Origin of the sequence: Vibrio hepatarius (assembly GCF_018860525.1) — a bacterium.
GTDB lineage: Bacteria > Pseudomonadota > Gammaproteobacteria > Enterobacterales > Vibrionaceae > Vibrio > Vibrio hepatarius_B.
The window spans coordinates 40,363-59,033 of record NZ_JAHKPM010000051.1; the positions used below are offsets into that span (position 1 = coordinate 40,363).

At 40.5% G+C, this 18,671-nt stretch carries 12 protein-coding genes and 2 pseudogenes; 10 read left to right on the top strand and 4 right to left on the bottom strand.

The window, feature by feature from the left end; genetic code table 11:
* Nucleotides 1-92 precede the first annotated feature (92 nt).
* The 4 genes from KO511_RS14650 to serS all read left to right on the top strand — a co-directional run bounded on the left by KO511_RS14650 (nt 93) and on the right by serS (nt 4,156).
* Complete coding sequence (locus tag KO511_RS14650) at nt 93-707, top strand: YecA family protein (RefSeq protein WP_215988234.1); 615 nt, start codon at nt 93-95, stop codon at nt 705-707.
* Between the two features lie 99 nt (nt 708-806).
* A complete protein-coding gene (gene lolA / locus KO511_RS14655) occupies nt 807-1,403 on the top strand; it encodes an outer membrane lipoprotein chaperone LolA (RefSeq protein ID WP_215988152.1) in 597 nt (198 codons plus the stop codon).
* A gap of 2 nt (nt 1,404-1,405) precedes the next feature.
* Nucleotides 1,406-2,752, top strand: coding sequence for a replication-associated recombination protein A (locus KO511_RS14660; RefSeq protein WP_215988153.1), 1,347 nt, complete (start codon nt 1,406-1,408; stop codon nt 2,750-2,752).
* A 96-nt stretch (nt 2,753-2,848) separates the two neighbouring features.
* Complete coding sequence (serS, locus tag KO511_RS14665; protein WP_215988154.1) at nt 2,849-4,156, top strand: serine--tRNA ligase; 1,308 nt, start codon at nt 2,849-2,851, stop codon at nt 4,154-4,156.
* A gap of 64 nt (nt 4,157-4,220) precedes the next feature.
* On the opposite strand, the gene ansA is transcribed toward serS, so the two are convergent.
* Nucleotides 4,221-5,237, bottom strand: a complete 1,017-nt coding sequence (ansA, locus tag KO511_RS14670) for an asparaginase (RefSeq protein ID WP_215988155.1) — start codon at nt 5,235-5,237, stop codon at nt 4,221-4,223.
* A 445-nt stretch (nt 5,238-5,682) separates the two neighbouring features.
* Between ansA and glsA the strand changes: the two genes are divergently transcribed.
* From glsA to KO511_RS22625, 3 genes and pseudogenes are all read left to right on the top strand, one after another.
* Nucleotides 5,683-6,720, top strand: a complete 1,038-nt coding sequence (gene glsA / locus KO511_RS14675; protein WP_215988156.1) for a glutaminase A — start codon at nt 5,683-5,685, stop codon at nt 6,718-6,720.
* A 203-nt stretch (nt 6,721-6,923) separates the two neighbouring features.
* Nucleotides 6,924-8,285, top strand: a pseudogene (locus KO511_RS22620) (histidine kinase dimerization/phospho-acceptor domain-containing protein); the annotation flags it as partial.
* 318 nt (nt 8,286-8,603) lie between these two features.
* Nucleotides 8,604-9,623: pseudogene (locus KO511_RS22625) on the top strand (response regulator); the annotation flags it as partial.
* Between the two features lie 100 nt (nt 9,624-9,723).
* On the opposite strand, the gene KO511_RS14685 reads toward KO511_RS22625, so the two are convergent.
* Together KO511_RS14685 and sppA are read right to left on the bottom strand one after the other, a co-directional pair.
* Entirely contained in the window at nt 9,724-10,914 is a 1,191-nt protein-coding gene (locus KO511_RS14685) for an MFS transporter (RefSeq protein WP_215988158.1), read from the bottom strand.
* A gap of 329 nt (nt 10,915-11,243) precedes the next feature.
* Nucleotides 11,244-13,094 (bottom strand): signal peptide peptidase SppA, encoded by a 1,851-nt coding sequence (sppA, locus tag KO511_RS14690; RefSeq protein ID WP_215988159.1) that lies wholly within the window; start codon nt 13,092-13,094, stop codon nt 11,244-11,246.
* A 208-nt stretch (nt 13,095-13,302) separates the two neighbouring features.
* Here sppA and KO511_RS14695 point away from each other — a divergent pair, with 208 nt between their 5' ends.
* A complete protein-coding gene (locus KO511_RS14695; RefSeq protein ID WP_436840227.1) occupies nt 13,303-15,306 on the top strand; it encodes an FAD-dependent oxidoreductase in 2,004 nt (667 codons plus the stop codon).
* Between the two features lie 64 nt (nt 15,307-15,370).
* Here KO511_RS14695 and purU read toward each other — a convergent pair whose 3' ends face one another.
* Entirely contained in the window at nt 15,371-16,204 is an 834-nt protein-coding gene (gene purU / locus KO511_RS14700; protein ID WP_215988161.1) for a formyltetrahydrofolate deformylase, read from the bottom strand.
* Nucleotides 16,205-16,400: 196 nt separating this feature from the next.
* On the opposite strand from purU, the gene KO511_RS14705 reads away from it, so the two are divergent.
* Nucleotides 16,401-16,601: a hypothetical protein gene (locus KO511_RS14705; protein WP_215988162.1), complete on the top strand. Its 201-nt coding sequence runs from the start codon at nt 16,401-16,403 to the stop codon at nt 16,599-16,601.
* Nucleotides 16,602-16,737: 136 nt separating this feature from the next.
* Nucleotides 16,738-18,666 carry an ATP-dependent DNA helicase gene (locus tag KO511_RS14710; protein WP_215988163.1) on the top strand — a complete coding sequence of 643 codons (1,929 nt, stop codon included), beginning with the start codon at nt 16,738-16,740 and terminating at the stop codon, nt 18,664-18,666.
* The last annotated feature ends 5 nt before the right edge of the window (nt 18,667-18,671 follow it).

Sequence of the window (18,671 nt, forward strand, 5' to 3'; positions counted from 1 at the left end):
TAAGAATTTTTCAAAGCAGATAAGGTATGAGTGACCACAGCCTTTAGGTCGGGTTATAATGACTGACAACGAATATGATCACAAAATTAGCAATGACTTATCAATTATTGAAAATAGCAGCATCCCAAACACAAGAATCTGACATCTTCATTGAAGGGGTTGTTTTGGCGGCCAATTTGGCGACAAAACCGTTAGAACCAGAACTTTGGCTACCAGACATATTTGCTGATCAGGCTTTAATTGTGAAAGCAAAGGTTGAGCAGCATATCCATCAGCAATATGCTTACCTAAAGCGAAATGAATACTCGCTTTTATCACTTCTTAGCAATACTGATAGAGGTGAGCAGTTAGCTGACTTTTCCGAAGGTTTTATGAGATTGTGGCCAAGGATAGAAAACCAATGGCAAGATGCTCGACTTAGCGACGGTTCGTTAAGAATGTTGCAAGCTTTACTCACCACACTTATGTTGGCAATTGATGAGCCTAAGACACAAGCTGAGATGAAAGCTGCTGGAGTCGAATCACCACCAGCTTTAGACGATCTAGTTTCTCAGCTTGACTTGATGATTAATGAGGTGGCGTTTGCCGCTGATGAAATCATGGTAGGGACTAAAGCACAATCAGTGAATCCGTTTAAAGATATTGGTCGAAACGATCAATGTCCATGCGGCAGCGGGAAAAAATTTAAACAGTGTTGTGGTCAATAGAACAAAGTTAACAGTAATCGGTCAAACACCAAGAAGCTAAGGTTTAAAGTTGAATTAAGGTTTAAAGTCGATTTTTATCGACCAAATAGGATCAAAAGAATGAAAAAATTTGCTGTGCTACTCATGTTGAGTTTTTCTGTGATGGCAGCCCCTAAAGATGAGTTAAGTAAGCGGTTGCAACTTTCTGAGGGATTCAGTGCTGATTTTACTCAGCAATTAATTAGCCCAGAAGGGGAGCTATTAATCAAAGGGTCTGGAAAAGTGGACATTTCAAGGCCGAGTTTGTTTCGTTGGGAAACCGTTTCACCAGATGAGAATGTAATGGTTTCTGATGGTAAATCACTATGGTATTACAGCCCGTTTATACAACAAGTAAGCATTTACTGGCAAGAAAAAGCGACCGCACAAACACCGTTTGTATTGTTAACTCGCAACCGTACTAGTGATTGGGACAACTATAAAGTGTCACAGCAAGACGATATGTTTACATTAATTCCAACAGCGGTTGACAGTAACCAAGGTACATTTAAGCTCGAAATTGATAAAAAAGGAGCAGTTAAGGGCTTTAGTGTTATTGAACAAGATGGCCAGAAAAGTGACTTTACATTTAAGAATGTCAATTTAGCTAAACCAAGTGCTGACCACTTTACTTTTACTATCCCGAAAGGAGTAGAGGTGGATGATCAAAGGAACTGAGAGTGAGTAACTATTGTTTGGATTTTACAGGGCAAGAAGATTTTCGCCCTCTAGCGGCTAGAATGCGACCAAAAACGCTCGAACAATATATTGGGCAGGAGCATATATTAGCTGAGGGTAAACCTTTACGCCGTGCTCTTGAATCCGGCCATTTGCACTCGATGATTCTTTGGGGGCCACCAGGTACAGGCAAGACTACTTTAGCAGAAATTGCGGCTAATTATGCTAATGCTGAAGTAGAACGTGTATCTGCCGTGACCTCTGGTGTAAAAGATATACGTCTTGCTATTGAAAAAGCACGTGAAAATCAATTGGCAGGTATTCGTACGATTATGTTTGTTGATGAGGTCCATCGATTCAACAAATCTCAGCAAGATGCTTTTTTGCCTCATATTGAAGATGGAACGATAACCTTTATTGGTGCTACCACAGAAAATCCGTCTTTTGAACTAAATAACGCTTTGTTATCACGAGCTCGTGTATACAAGCTTACATCTTTGTCAGGGCAAGATATTTATCGAGCGCTTGAGCAAGCGACCAATAACTCAGAGCTTGGGTTAGGGAAGTTAAAAGCTCAGTTTGCTGACAATGTACTTGAGCGATTATCTGAGTTAGTGAATGGTGATGCGCGTATGTCACTGAACTATCTTGAGTTGCTCTATGATATGGCACAAGAGGATGATCAGGGTGTAAAGCAAATCACTGTCCCTCTATTAGCTGAAGTCGTTGGAGAAAAAGTTTCTCGTTTTGATAATAAAGGCGATATTTGGTACGACTTAATCTCTGCTGTACATAAGTCAATCCGCGGTTCGGATCCAGACGCTGCTCTTTACTGGTCAGCAAGAATGATAGCCGCAGGTTGTGACCCCTTATATCTTGCACGTCGTTTGCTGGCAATCGCGTCAGAGGATATTGGTAATGCAGACCCAAGGGCGATGCAAGTGGCATTATCAGCTTGGGACTGTTTTACTCGAGTTGGTCCTGCAGAAGGAGAAAGAGCTATTGCCCAAGCTATTGTTTATTTGGCCTGCGCACCGAAAAGTAATGCTGTTTATATGGCTTGGAAGCAGGCATTAAATGATGCTCACAATCAACCAGAATTTGAAGTGCCAGCCCACCTTCGTAATGCACCTACAAGCTTAATGAAAGATCTCGGCTACGGAGAGGAATATCGTTATGCCCATGATGAATTGGGCGGATATGCTGCAGGTGAAAATTATTTCCCTCCAGAAATGCATGATAGCCGTTACTACTTTCCTACAAACCGAGGCTTAGAGGTAAAAATTGCTGAAAAGTTAGAATACCTAGCGAGTTTAGATGCAAAAAGCCCACAAAAGCGCTATGAATAAGTGTCTTTTTTGGATACATTTGTCGGTCTAATTACCAAAGCGCTTTAGCATGATGTTTAAGCGTACTTTTTACTACACCAAAGCATAGGATTAACAATGCTGGATTCTAAATTACTTCGTACAGAGCTGGATGAAACAGCTGAAAAACTGGCGCGCCGTGGCTTTAAGCTAGACGTAGAGACAATCAGTACACTTGAAAATCAACGTAAGTCGATCCAAGTCGAAGTTGAAAATTTACAATCCACGCGTAACTCCATCTCCAAGCAAATTGGTCAGAAAATGGCAGCTGGAGACAAAGAAGGTGCTGAAGCGATTAAAAAGCAAATCGGTACTTTAGGCAGCGATCTTGAAGCGAAAAAAGCACAATTAGCAGAAATCCAAAATAAGTTGGAATATATCACATTGTCGGTTCCAAACTTGCCAGATGATGAAGTTCCTGATGGTAAAGACGAAAATGACAATGTAGAGGTTTCTCGTTGGGGTGAACCTAAAGCTTATGATTTTGATGTCAAAGATCACGTTGACCTAGGTGAGTTTGCTGGTGGTCTTGATTTCGCCAGTGCTACCAAAATTACCGGTGCTCGCTTTATTATTATGAAAGGACAGTTTGCTCGCCTTCACCGTGCTATTGCGCAGTTTATGCTTGATTTACATACTGAAGAGCATGGTTATACGGAAGTATACGTGCCTTATTTAGTGAACACTGATAGTTTATATGGTACGGGGCAGTTGCCTAAATTTGGCGAAGATCTTTTTCACACAGAACCATTAACTGACAAAGTGAATGATGAAGAACCACGTAAACTTTCTCTCATTCCAACCGCTGAAGTTCCAGTGACCAACATGGTTCGAGATACTATCGTAGATGAAGCAGATTTGCCGATTAAAATGACAGCGCATACACCATGTTTCCGCTCTGAAGCGGGATCTTACGGTCGTGATACTCGTGGTCTTATTCGTATGCATCAATTTGATAAAGTTGAGTTAGTCCAGGTTACTAAGCCGGAAGATTCAATGGCTGCGCTAGAAGAGCTTACTGGCCATGCTGAAAAAGTGCTACAAATGCTAGAGCTTCCTTATCGCAAAGTTATTTTGTGTACTGGAGATATGGGATTTGGTGCCCGTAAAACTTATGATCTTGAAGTTTGGGTGCCAGCACAAGAAACGTATCGTGAAATTTCTTCTTGTTCAAATACTTGGGATTTTCAAGCGCGTCGTATGCAGGCTCGTTTTCGTCGCAAAGGAGAGAAAAAACCTGAACTTTTACATACGTTGAATGGCTCAGGTTTGGCCGTTGGTCGTACTATGGTCGCTATTTTGGAAAATAACCAAGAAGCGAATGGTCGTATTGCAATTCCTACAGTTCTGCAAAAGTATATGGGCGGTGCTACCCATATAGGTTAAGTCTTTTCCTCAAGCTAAGGCCAGCTCCTAGAGCTGGCCTTTTTTAGTTCAGTTATTCCAAATTTTAAATTGACATTTCGCCCCGCAGTACTTGCTGCATTTGCTTTTTTACTTGTTCATAGCTAAGTTGTTGGCTAAGTAGATAATGGAGTTTAGCCAGAGCGGCTTCTGGTGTCATATCATACCCACTGATAACACCTGCTTCGGCAAGAGCACAGCCCGTAGCATACCCCCCCATGTTGACTTTACCGGCTAAACATTGAGTGAGGTTGACGACAATAACACCGCGTTCAGAAGCCCTTTTAAGGTGAGACAGAAGTTCTGTGTTTTGTGGAGCATTACCTACACCAAAGGTCAGCAAAATCATAGCATTGACTGGCTGGAGTAGAGTATTACGAATGACTTCATGAGAGATCCCTGGGTACATGGTGATCACACCAATTGGCTGGGGAGTAATGTCGTGTATTTTAAACTTTCCTTCGGGTTGTTTTCCGATCTTAATATCGTTACTAACCTGTATATTGATTCCAGCTTCTAGAAGTGGAGGAAGGTTTGGAGAAGTAAATGCGTTGAAGCCATCTGCATGTGATTTAGTACTTCGATTACCACGCATTAGTTTGTTATTAAAAAATAGAGTGACTTCATTTATTGGATAATTAGCCGCGATGTGTAAAGCATTAAGTAAATTGGCTTGACCATCAGACCTAAGCTCAGCTAATGGTATTTGCGAGCCTGTCACAATAACTGGCTTTGCAAGGTTTTCTAACATAAATGATAAGGCAGATGCGGTATATGCCATGGTGTCTGTGCCGTGAAGTATAACGAAGCCATCGTACTTATCGTAATTTTTTCGAATATCATCAGCAATCTGCTGCCAGTCTTTGGGAGTCATATCTGATGAGTCGATCAAAGGATCGTACTCATGGGTGGTGAATTCTGGCATTTCAGGGCGTTGGAACTCTGGCATACTTGCCAGCTGCTTTTCCATAAAACCAGCCACTGGGACGTAACCGTGGTCATCAGACTTTTTCATGCCTATGGTTCCGCCAGTGTAGGCGATATAAATATGTTTTCTTGCCATTGCTTAAAAACCAGTCAGTTGTAGGGAACAGAGCGTGGAATTATATAGTAATATAAACTAAGAAAAAGGGTGACGTTACTCTCAGGTTGTTTTTATAATCTCAAATATCAATAATTGCTTAAAGCAATAATTTTTAAATTTGGTCGTGCCTGAGGAAGATGGTGCTAAGTAATGAGGCATCCAAAGCGACCAGAATCTTAACCAAGCAATCTGGTATGACCAATAAAATATAGTTCTAGCTTGTTTGTAAATTGACTTTACTTAGACTTTGCTACTATCCACCTTTAATGTGATCCCTTCATATAAAATTAATGATTTTATTGATATTTGTATTTATTTTTAAATGGTGGGGAGTGCATATTTTTATTGAGTAATCCATATGATTATTGTTCTGATTATCTTCGATATATGAATTGTAATTTATGTAGCCAGTATGAGGATTGGTATGTTTAGACATTTTTTGTTGTTTTCTTCATTGTTTTTTTTGATATGTAATACTTCTTATGCAAGTCAGAAAGAAGGAGATCAAATTTGCGCAGCGGCACAGATGGCATACCTAAAGTTTAAAGATATAGACTCTGGGGAAAATGCTAATTATATCAGAGCACTGGAATCTGTTGACTCAAAAACATTTGGTATATCTGTAGTGACCGTTGATGGCCGTGTGTGCGAATTTGGTGATTATGATTCTCCTGTTTCTATTCAATCAGTGTCTAAGGTCTTTACTTTGGCATTACTGATGAATGGCAGAGGGCCTGATTTTGTAGAAAATACAATTGGTGTTCAGCCCACAGGATTGCCTTTTAACTCTGTAATGGCGATCGAAAGTCAAAATGGCTCCCCGTCGAATCCTTTTGTCAATGCTGGTGCTATTTCGACCGTAAGTTGGCTAACGCCTCAAAATGAATTAGACCGCTGGAAGGTTATAAAAAGCAATATGGATAACTACGCGGGTAGAAAACTGCATGTGAATAAAGATGTATTACAGTCTGAAATGAGTGATAACAAACGTAACCTTGGAATTGCAACATTACTTGATTCCTATGGAAAGTTAGGGACTACACCAATTGATGCAGTTACAGCGTATACAAAACAGTGCTCAATCAATGTGACTTCACATGATTTAGCTGTTATGGGGTCTGTGCTTGCTAATTATGGTACACACCCTATCACTCACAAAGAAATCCTTAATAGCGATTATGTCCCCAAAATACTGTCATCAATGGTTATGTCAGGAGTTTACGATAACTCTGGAAGTTGGTTTTATGAAACTGGAGTACCAGCTAAAAGTGGTGTGGGTGGCGGATTTATAGCGATTATACCGGGTAAAATGTCTATAGGAGTAGTTTCCCCACCACTTGATAAATTTGGTAATAGTGTACGAGCGCAGAGAGCAGTGAGTTACATTGTTAGTGAAATGGACCTAAATCCATACTCGAATCAACAACAAGGTAATTGTATCGAGCTTAATAAGGCAAATTAATGGAAACAGGCCAGTATCAGGTATTCAGTATGTGGTACTGGTTTTGACAAAGTAATGGCATATTCTAAATCTATTAAAGCGAGAATCAGTGCGTAGAGGAAAAAAGAATTGACTTTTTAACGGCCGATCACTCGAATATTTCACACTTGCCTCACACCCTACTATTCTTATTCGAGACCAATACAATAAGAGTGCAGTTTCACATGAAAAATAAGCGTCGATACTTGAGTATTAATAAAAAGCTACTCTTTGCTGTCACCCTTATCAGTATCATCCTCGCCCTAACCACCACTAGTTACAACCTTTACCATAGGTTACATCTGGATATTGATAATATTAATACCACATTGTCCAATATAAAAAAAAGCCAATTATCAAGCATTACGGGTAGTTTGTGGGTAGAAGATAGAGTATTGCTAGAATCTCAAATTGAAGGGCTACTAACCTTACCAGGTGTGGATTACGCAAACATTTGGAACGATAGGGAATCCGTTATTGAAAGGGGACAAAGGTTAAGTGAAGGCGCCATTACACAAATATGGCCGTTAGAATACCAACTTGGAGGTAAGAATTATGTTTTGGGTAATCTAATTATCCAGTCTGATCTTACATCGACTTACGCTAGTCTTTGGTCCCAGTTTGTGCATATCCTGTCAGCAGAAAGTGTCCGTATAGTGTTATTAGTTACGAGTGTACTTGCCTTCACTTGGCTTTTTGTTATCAAGCGTATTAACCTTATGGAAAAAACGGTCAGTAATAGTCAAAACAATCAGTCACCAAATAATATTTCTCTGCCAACCTCTTGGTTTAATGATGAAATTACTAACTTAGCTGATAAATTTAACCATTCGAATGAGATCATTACAGCCCATTACGGCCAGTTAAATCAAGCTAGAGAAGATGCGGAACGAGCTAAAGATGAGGCGATTAGAGCAAGTAGAGCCAAAAGTTCCTTTTTAGCCAATATGTCACATGAAATCCGTACGCCTCTCAACGGCGTAATTGGTATATCGGAAGTACTTTCCGATACTTCACTAACTGCGACTCAACGTGATTATGTCGATACTATTGAGACATCTTCTCATCTGCTACTAAATTTAATCAATGATATTTTAGACTTTTCCAAAATAGAGTCAGGGATGTTAGTCATTAGCCCTAACCCGACTAATGTAAGGGAATCTATCTATGATATTGTGTCTATTGTTTCTTCAAGAGCTCAAGAAAAAGAGATTGATCTGAAAGTAACGATAGGTTCAGGTATACCCTATTGCTTGATGGTCGATGACCATCGGCTACGCCAGGTAATCATGAACTTTATGTCAAATGCGGTGAAATTTACCGAGAAGGGGAGTGTGCACCTATCTGTTATTGCCAGTGATGTGACGGCGGAAAAAGCTCTAGTAGAGTTTTCAGTACAAGACTCTGGAATTGGTATTGATGAACAGCAACAAAATAAAATCTTCGAGCCATTTAAGCAGGAAGATGAATCTACGACTCGCCAATTTGGTGGTACTGGTCTTGGTTTAGCAATCAGTACTCAGTTGGTTGAGCTTATGGGTGGGGAAATCCAGCTAGAGTCAGAAAAAAACCAAGGTAGTCGCTTCTTCTTCAAGCTGTCTCTTCCTATTTCTCAAATGGACTATAACTCTAAGCATACTTCGCGGCTTAGCCCATTGTGTTTAGTATGTGATGATAAGGTAGTGGAAGAGCAATTATGTGAGTGTTTAAATTTTTATCATGCACCTGTTTACCAATCTACAACCAGTTTGGATCACTTACCAAAATGGGTTCATGAGAAAGATAATGTCATCGTCATCTATGTTGAAACTATTCCTAATACTGCGGTTAAAAGAGAAGGCCTCTTTCGTCATTTGAAGGCCTTGAATATTCAGTTATGTTTAATGAAACATTTACATAGTCAGCAGTATGACTTTGGGGAAAATGTTAGTGCGATCATTACGCAGCCCTTGCTTGGTCAACGATTAGTGAAGTTAATCGAACGGCTGGAACAAGATTTGACTCAAGCTGCTGTTCAAAAGTCGCAAAGAGTGTGTAATGAAGTTAACACCAAGAAGATATTGGTGGTAGATGACAATGAGGTAAATCGAAAGATTGCCACTATCCACGTTGAAAAAGCGGGCTTTAGTTTCGATTTGGCGGAAAATGGTAAACAAGCGGTAGAGATGTTTAAAAAATATCACTACGAATTAATTCTTATGGACTGCATGATGCCAGTGATGGATGGCTTTGAAGCAACAGAAAAAATTCGCCAAATTGAACATGAGGAAAAACGAGTCAGCCATATACCTATTATTGCATTGACTGCTAGTGTCGTGGATGAAGACATCCAGAAATGTTTTGCGGTCGGTATGGATGATTATGTCCCTAAACCTTTTAAAGCTGAGGCTTTAAGAGGAAAAATCACAACATTTTCATCTCAAGATTCGGAGAGCACTCTACCATTAACTCCGGCTTCTGAGCCACAGAACGAGAGTGTAGATTTTGCACCTAAGGACAGCGTATCTGATTGTATTGGAAGAATTTTGTTAGTGGAAGATAATAATGTTAACCAAAAAGTTGCGACACTTATGCTTGATAAGGCCGGGTATCAATATGAAATTGCTGAAAATGGACAGATTGCTATAGAAAAATATGAGCAAGATAGCACTTTCGATATCATTCTAATGGATTGCATGATGCCGATAATGGACGGTTTTGAAGCAACGAAAAAGATTCGGGAGTATGAACAGCTTTTAGGACTTGCCAAAACACCTATTATTGCATTAACAGCCAGTGTAGTGGATGATGATATTCGTCGTTGTTTCGATTCTGGAATGGATGCCTATTTGCCCAAACCTTTTAAAAAAGAGACACTTATAAATGAAATTGAAAGCATTACTTAATGATGAAGATATAAACTTATTTGCGAGTCGGTAGCCCCATTTATAAAAATAGGCTCAGGCAATGAATGCTCTGAGCCTTAGCAGTTTAAGCCCACTAAGATTACGCAGCAGCGAGTTCTTGGTTTGAACTAGTACCGTAAAGCACAATTATGCTAGGAATGGCAGCAATGGCTAGATATACACCCACGTAAGCAGAGCTATATTTCATCGCTTCCGTTACAATCAGAGGCGTAAGCCCACCAAATATTGATAAAGCGATATTGTAGCCAACCCCTAAACTTGTTATGTGGTTTTCTGAGTGTTGCCATAGCACGGCAACTGTGTTGCCCAATACAATAGCCGATAATGCGCTTATACCCAATACCGCACATACTTGCCAAATAAACTCGTCGGCTCCAAGAAGTAGGAAAAGAGGAATAGCAGCGAAGAGCATAACTGTTGCGCCAAATTTGAATGCGTGTTTAGTCGAAAAGTGTTTATCTACAATAAATGAAAATATGAATATTAATAATACTAAAACCGAAGAGTTAATTAGTGCTAAGTTTTCAATATTCATTGCTTTACCTAGAATACCACTTGCTAAGTTTTGCACGTAAAATATGACGCCGGCAAGAATGGATAAACTAAAGACTTTTATAATGACGTTGTAGTTAGGTGTGCTTGACACATTTTCGACTTTTGGTAATTCTGGTAAAGAAAGACGAAGATATAGACTAACCATAATATTTATTACGCCGACCAATAACGGTATTCTCCATCCCCAGCTCATCATTTGTTCTTGACTAAGATAGTGCTCCAGTCCAGCGACAACTAATAGTGAGATAATGACGCCTGCGATTGAGCTAGATACAATTAGACTGCTAATTCTAGAACGTTCAGATGTTTTTGCATCATACAATAGGTAGTTAAAAAGTGTCGGGTATTCTCCACCAAAACTAAAAGCTTGGAGCATTTGTAAGATCAAAAAGATAATGACCACATATTGACCTACAGCCTCTATGGGGACTAAAGCCATTGAAATGGTAGCGAAACCTGTGAGTAAGTTACAGAAAACTAGCGCTTTTTTACGCCCATGCTGTGCTGCATAGCGACAAATTACAATTCCACCAATAGGGCGTATTAAGAACCTTAGTGCAAATACACCCCATACAATAAATTCCGAATGTTCAATGCCTTGTTTTGAAAATAGTTGTGAAATATACATTGATATTGATGCAAATACGGCAATATCGTAATACTCCATGGCATTACCAAGTACAGCACTTGTGCGTTGCTTCCAAGTGAGCGACATTCTAATTGACCCCTCTTTCATCTTTAGCTTACTTCCTAAGCTAAAATATGAGTTGAACTCTATGATGAATGTATATAAAAGTTGTTCGAGAATGTTTATATTCTTAAGTTAATAAATGGTTAAGAATATGTAGAGATATTACTGCTATTACTCTTATTTAAAAGTATGCGCATAGTACACTATAAAATTGGTTTTGCAAGAGAAATACGATATAAGACAGCTGCTTGAAAGTATGAAAATTAACCTGAAAATATTTATGTGTTTAAAGAAAGCAAACTAAAAACGCCCATATTATTTTAATATAGGCGTTTGGTAAGCGAGGGTTTTATTTATTCAATTTGACAGTTTAGACAGAATGCATATTGACCCTTGGGATCATTAAAACTGTCTAATAAGCTTGCGTCTTGAATTATCTGACTAGCAGCAGGCCTTAAAGATGAAGGAAGCATGGTGTAAACATCGATACCAAGACCCACTTGAACTTGGCTCATCATGTTTTGAATGAACTCTTGGGTTGGAGTCAGAGGTTCTTCTACCCAATAGAGGTTGAAGTCTTCTAATTTAGCAAGTTCAGCAGCTAATTTGACGGCATCATCAAAATCGCCCATTTGATCGACTAAGCCAAGTTTCTCGGCATCTTGGCCTGTCCAAACTCGTCCTTGGGCGATATTATCCATGTTTTCAAGAAGAATATTTCGGTTCTCACTGACAAGGTCAACAAAGCGATGGTAGCCATGTTCAATTCCTAATTGAAAAGCATCGCTTGCACCTTCAGATAAACCTGTTGTAATACCTACACCTGAGAATGGCGAAGTTCCTACCCCATCGGTATATATACCGAGTTTATTTAAGCCTTTTTCAAAGGTAGTAATAATACTAAAGATACCAATTGATCCAGTTAGAGTGGTAGGCTGAGCTACAATCCTATCTGCACTCATTGAAATCCAATATCCCCCTGAGGCTGCCAAGCTAGACATAGATGCCACGACAGGCTTTCCTGAGTCTTTCAGTGCTTGTATCTCGTTGCGTATTACCTCAGAAGCAAATGCACTTCCACCTGGGCTATCAACACGTAATACGACTGCTTTGACGTTATCATCATTTCGAGCTTGGCGTAGTAATGCTGAAACTGTGTCACCGCCAGCGGTTCCTTTAGGTTGTGATCCATCCATAATGGCACCACTGGCTACAACGATGGCGATATCATCTTTCGTAGAATCAAACTTCGGCTTAATTGTTGTGAGGTATTGATAATAATCGATATGTTGGTAGCTATCTTCACCGTTGGTACCAAATGTTTCAATCAGCTCTTCTCGAACTTGTTGGCGGGTGGCAAGCTCGTCAACCAAGCCAAGTTCAAGAGAGAGACTAGCCAGATCGCCATCTTGTTCTTTTAGTTGGATTAAAAACTCTTCCATGCTTGGGTTTAGAGTACGTTTAGAAACCTGTCGATTGGTTGCTACATCGTCGACATATGCACCCCAAAGCTGTCCTAGCCAACGGGAAGCTGACTCTTTGGCTGCATTTGACATATCATCACGTACGAAGGGTTCAATAGCCGATTTGTAGGAACCAACACGGAATACATGAGTGTTGATATCAAGTTTCTCTAGTAAGGTTTTGTAATACATTGAATAGGCGCTATAGCCTTTAATGAGTACAGCACCATCTGGGGCTAGGTAGATTTTATCAGCATAACTTGCAAGATAATATTGGCTCTGGTTATAGAAGTCACCCGCAGCGTAAACTGGTTTGCCAGAGGCCTTAAATTCGTTAAGAGCTTTCGCAATATAACGAAGTTTTGTTAAGTTTGTTTCCGGCATATCGCCCAGAGCAAGTACAATTCCTGTGATGTTGTCATCATCTGTCGCATGTCGGATAGTATCTACTATGTCAAACAGCAAGTTTTCACTCGGTATACCTTCTCCAAATAGAGAACCAGCAAATGAATCCATTGGATTGACATAGCGCGATTGCTCGACGATTGGACCAGAAAGATTGAGAATGAGTGCGTTTTTTTGAGTTAAGTTGGGAGTTACCGAGCTACTGGTTGTGTATGTGAAATAAAGAATTCCAAGTGCAAACAGGAAGACAAGGTTCACTAGAGCAAGGCGAGCAAAGGTGATCAATTTCCATATCCCTTTGAAAAGCATGCCAATATATTTGAATATTTTTTTCATTGTGGCTCCACTGCACTCGCGCGCAGGTTTAAATCTAGATACATTTGAGCGTAAAGGTGTTAGTAGGCCTACATCCTACTTAAACTAGTATAACTGAACAACAACAAGATTGATCGGTGTTACAAAAGTGTAAACACCTGTTTGATTTTAATTGCTGGCAAATCTATTGTGGTCAGACCAGAATTGATAATAAAAAGTGATGTCCGCTATGTACCCAAATTTGTTAAAGCCGTTAGATTTAGGATTCACTCAGATTAGAAACAGGGTCCTGATGGGTTCTATGCATACTGGTCTTGAGGAGCATAAAGAAGGGCTAGGAAAATTGGCTGCTTTTTATGCTGAGCGTGCCAAAGGAGGCGTTGGTCTTATCGTTACTGGGGGCTTTTCTCCTAACCTGCGAGGACGACTACATCCCTTTAGCGCCGAGTTTAGCAAAGCTAAACACGCTAGGGCGCATCAGGTAGTGACTGAAGCAGTACATGAGCATGGCGGTAAAATTGCTATCCAGCTATTACACGCAGGTCGCTATGCTATGCATCCTTTTTCTCAGAGTTCATCAGCTATTAAAGCCCCTATCGCGCGTTTTTCTCCCAGTGAAATGAGTATTCGACAAATAAATAAAACCATTGGTGCTTTTGCCAATAGTGCTGTATTGGCAAAAGCAGCAGGCTATGATGGTGTGGAAGTGATGGGTTCGGAAGGCTATTTGATTAACCAATTTATCTGTAAGCGTACGAATACACGGTATGACGATTGGGGTGGCAGCTACAAAAATCGTATGCGCTTTCCACTGGAAATTGTGCAAGCGATCCGACAAGCAGTAGGTGAAGAGTTCATCATTATTTTTCGTTTATCTATGTTGGACTTGGTTGAAGAAGGAAGTACCTTTGAAGAGGTAGTTACTCTTGCCAAAGAGTTGGAGAAGGCAGGAGTTACTATTATAAACACTGGTATCGGTTGGCATGAAGCGAGAATCCCTACTATCGCAACCCAAGTACCTCGCGGGGCCTTTACTTGGGTTACTGAAAAGGTAAGACCTCATATATCGATCCCTATAGTCACATGTAATCGAATTAATACCCCAGGAGAGGCGGAGCGTATTTTATCGAGTGGTCATGCTGATATGGTGTCAATGGCTCGCCCCTTTCTTGCTGATCCGCATTTTGTTTCTAAAGCTGAGAATGAACAGGCTCACTTGATCAACACTTGTATAGGTTGTAACCAAGCCTGCTTAGACCATGTATTTAAAGGTAAGAGAGCTAGCTGTTTAGTCAATCCGCTTGCTTGTCGTGAAGATGAGTTAATAGTTACTCCTACAAACAAGCCTAAAAATGTTGCTGTTGTTGGGGCGGGTCCAGCTGGTTTATCATGTGCTACAACGTTAGCCAAGCGTGGACATCAAGTTGACCTTTTCGAGCGACATGACCGAATTGGTGGTCAGTTTCGTCTTGCTATGCAGATCCCTGGAAAAGAGGAATTTCGAGAAACGATTCGATATTTTGCCAATCAGATTGATGAAACTGGAGTAAAACTTCATCTTGAAACTGAAGCTAACTTTGACTTACTTTCTGAGTATGATGAAGTAGTAATGGCTTCTGGAGTTGAACCTCGTAAAGTGAAGATTGAAGGAATTGAAAACCCAGAAAAAGTGATTGATTACCAGACTTTGATTAAAGATAAAACTTACGTAGGTGAAAAGGTGGCCATTGTAGGTGCGGGTGGAATTGGGGTTGATGTTGCTACCATGCTCACAGAGCCCACTGGCCACAATTTAGATGATTGGTTACATGAATGGGGAATTGATAAAGAGATCGCTTACCCAGGAGGATTATTCCCTTACCCAGAATCTCAAAGTGATAAAGAGGTTTGGGTACTCCAGCGTCGTGCTGGTAAGGTTGGTAAAGGGCCAGGAAAAACGACAGGGTGGATTCATAAGCGTACGTTAGAAAAGCGAGGTGTGAACCTACTAGGGGGAGTGAGTTACGATAAAATCGATGAGCAAGGTTTGCACATTACATGCAGTAACCAGACTCAGTTACTTGAAGTTGACAAGGTTGTCATATGTGCAGGTCAAGAATCTGTAAGACCATTTGAAAGCAAATGGCAGCAGATGGGTGAGAAGTTACATATTATCGGTGGTGCGGATCATGCGGGAGAACTTGACGCGGTGAGAGCCATTCGTCAAGGGGTAGAGCTCGCGATAAAGTTATAACATTTTCATTCAATATGAAGACCTTATTAATGGGGTCTTCATATTTTTTGTTTAAATTTATCGTTCAGAGTATTACCGTTTTGTTTCCAAAGACAAAAACATGATCATTAGTCACTTTATTAAGCGCTTTACTCAATACGCTTTTTTCTACATCACGTCCTGCTTGTGCCATATCTTGAGCACTAAAATTATGGTCTACTGGTATGACATCTTGTTTGATTATCGGGCCTTCATCTAGGTCGTTAGTAACAAAATGTGCCGTCGCGCCAATTATTTTCACCCCACGATCATACGCTTGCTGATATGGCTTAGCGCCGATGAACGCAGGTAGGAAGCTATGGTGGATATTAATGATTTTATGGTGGTATTTTTCGACAAAAGATGGAGTTAGCACTCGCATGTATTTAGCTAGAACAAGGTAATCTGCATTATACTGTTCGATAATGTTAAGCAGCTTTTTCTCGTGCTCTTCTCTATCTAAACCTGCATGTGAGATAAGGTGGTAGGGTATATCAAATTTTTTAGTTAGACACTCAAGGGTATCGTAGTTACCTATTACGGCGGCAATATCGACATTCAGGCTGCCATCATAGCTTTTCATCAGAATATCACCAAGACAATGTGCTTCCTTTGTTACCATAACTACTATACGCTTCCGATTAGGACCGATTAACTTTCGTGTCGCCCCTTGCGGCAAAGCTTGGTCAAGTTCGTTAAGAAGTATATTGTCGTTAAAGTATCCCTGTAGCTCGGTACGCATGAAAAAGTGGCCACTCGTATTGTCGACAAATTCGTTGTTGTGAATAATATTCAGTTGATGTTTGTAGCAGATGTTGGTGACTTTTGATATGAGTCCTGAAGCATCTTTACAGTGAGTAAGCAGTATTTTCTTTTCCATTGGGTTAGTTTTTCCGTGAATTATTTTTTTTGTGGAGTGAAATTAAAGTTGAGGGCCAAACAAATAAGCGGCCTATGTAATATCAGCTACAATTATCCTAATGTTGTGACAGTTTCAATCATTAATATCAGTTAACCGTTTGGTTTGATGAATTTGTACCGAAACTGCCAGATCTCAGCCCCTAAAGGTGGTATGTATGGATAGAGATCTACTCGCTCGCAAGTTGTATTCGGAAAGAGTGAATGCACTACTTGGTGATCAAGAGCTTAATGAAGAACTTCTCAACGAAATGTGGGAAAACAAAGCTTCACCAAGTGAAGCTGCTCGTGCTATGACTGATTGCCAAAGTGATTTCGAAGGGCCTGCTTGGTTGTCGCGTTTTTTGAATCGACGTTGAGTATTTGAAACAAAAATTTACTCGTCTTACAGCTCTATGGGCGGGTAGATACTATTGACTTTAATTAGTTCGCATCCCTCCCTTGAACCTGACATAATCCATTCCTATCTAATTAAACCCTAGTATTTTCTTGTTGATGATTTCAAAGATTTTTTCAGCTGATGGTGCTTTAGGCAAAGTAATCCAAGGCTTTCAACCTAGAAAATCTCAGTTGGAAATGGCTGAAGCCATTTCTACTGCGATTCAGGCTAACCAGCAAGTGGTGATTGAAGCTGGTACAGGAACGGGTAAAACGTTTGCTTATCTTATCCCAGCACTTCAAAGTGGCAAAAAGACGATTATTAGTACTGGGTCAAAAAATCTTCAAGAGCAATTATATCACCGCGATTTACCCTTGATGACGGACGCCCTTGGCTTTTGCGGACAGGTAGCACTTTTAAAAGGCCGGGCTAACTATTTATGCCTTGACCGTTTAAGCCGGCAAATGGTTGAAAGCCATAGTGATAGGGCCGACACCGATCTACTTAGTCAATTGGTTAAAGTGCGATCTTGGTCGAGTGAAACTAAAAGTGGTGATCTTGGCGAATGTAACGACATTGCGGAAGATAGCCTAGTTATACCGACCATTACTTCAACCAATGATAATTGTTTGGGGAAAGAGTGCCCTAGCTACCAAGATTGTTTTGTTCTTAAAGCTCGTAAGAAGGCAATGGATGCCGATGTAGTGGTGGTGAATCATCATTTATTTTTGGCAGACTTGGCAATAAAAGAAACGGGCTTTGGAGAATTAATCCCCGAAGCGGAAGTTTTTATATTCGATGAAGCTCATCAGTTACCTGATATTGCTAGCCATTATTTTGGACAATCTTTGTCCAGTCGTCAGATCCAACAACTATCAAGTGACATAGAAATAGGATATCGCACCGAAGCCCAAGACATGCGTCAGTTGCAAAAAGTGGGAGAGAAGCTGTCACAATGCGCAATGGACCTCAGAATCGCTTTGGGTGAACCAGGTTACCGAGGTAATTGGCGTGAAGCGATAACGTCTCTTGCTATTAAAAGAGAACTTCAACGCCTACGTGATACACTTGATTTTTGTCTTGATGTACTAAAATTAGCGCTTGGTCGTAGCCAGTTACTGGATGTTGCATACGAAAGGGCGAGTGCTATCCAAGCGCGTTTAATAAGAGTTTGTGATGTTTCTATAACGGGATACTCGTATTGGTATGAGACGACTCCACGCCATTTTGGTCTACATATTACACCTCTGTCGGTTGCCGATAAATTTCAAGAGCAGATAGAACAGGCGAGTGGTGCGTGGGTATTTACGTCGGCTACGCTTGGAGTTGAAGGTGACTTTAAGCATTTCACTTCTCGGCTTGGTTTACAGCCAAATACGGAATTAGTGCTTGCTAGCCCATTCGATTATCAAAGCCAAGCAAGGTTATGTGTTCCTCGCTACTTACCTGAACCCAACAGCCCTCAAATGGCAGATAAGTTAGTTTCTATGCTAGGACCTGTTATTGAGCAGAACCAAGGTAGATGCTTCTTTCTTTGTACATCCCACAGTATGATGAAGGAACTGGGGGATAGGTTTCGCAATATTTTATCTATACCAGTGCTAATGCAAGGTGAGACGAGTAAGCAGAGAACACTCAAGGAGTTTATGGAGTTGGGTAATGCTTTACTCGTCGCAACAGGTGCATTTTGGGAAGGAATTGATGTTAGAGGAGATGCCCTTAGCTGTGTTATTATCGATAAATTGCCTTTTACTGCTCCGGATGATCCCTTACTCAAAGCAAGAATAGAGGATTGCCAGTTAAAAGGAGGCCAGCCATTCTCTCAGGTTCAGTTACCAGAAGCGGTCATTACGTTGAAACAGGGAGTTGGGCGTCTTATCCGTGATGAGAGAGATAAGGGTGCGTTGATCATTTGTGATAATCGATTAGTCACTCGTGATTACGGTGGAGTCTTTCTTGCCAGCTTACCGCCCATTCCTCGGACTCGGGATTTGGGAGTCGTGAAGGATTTCCTTGTACAAATATCAGAAAAAACGAATAGTTAGAGAAG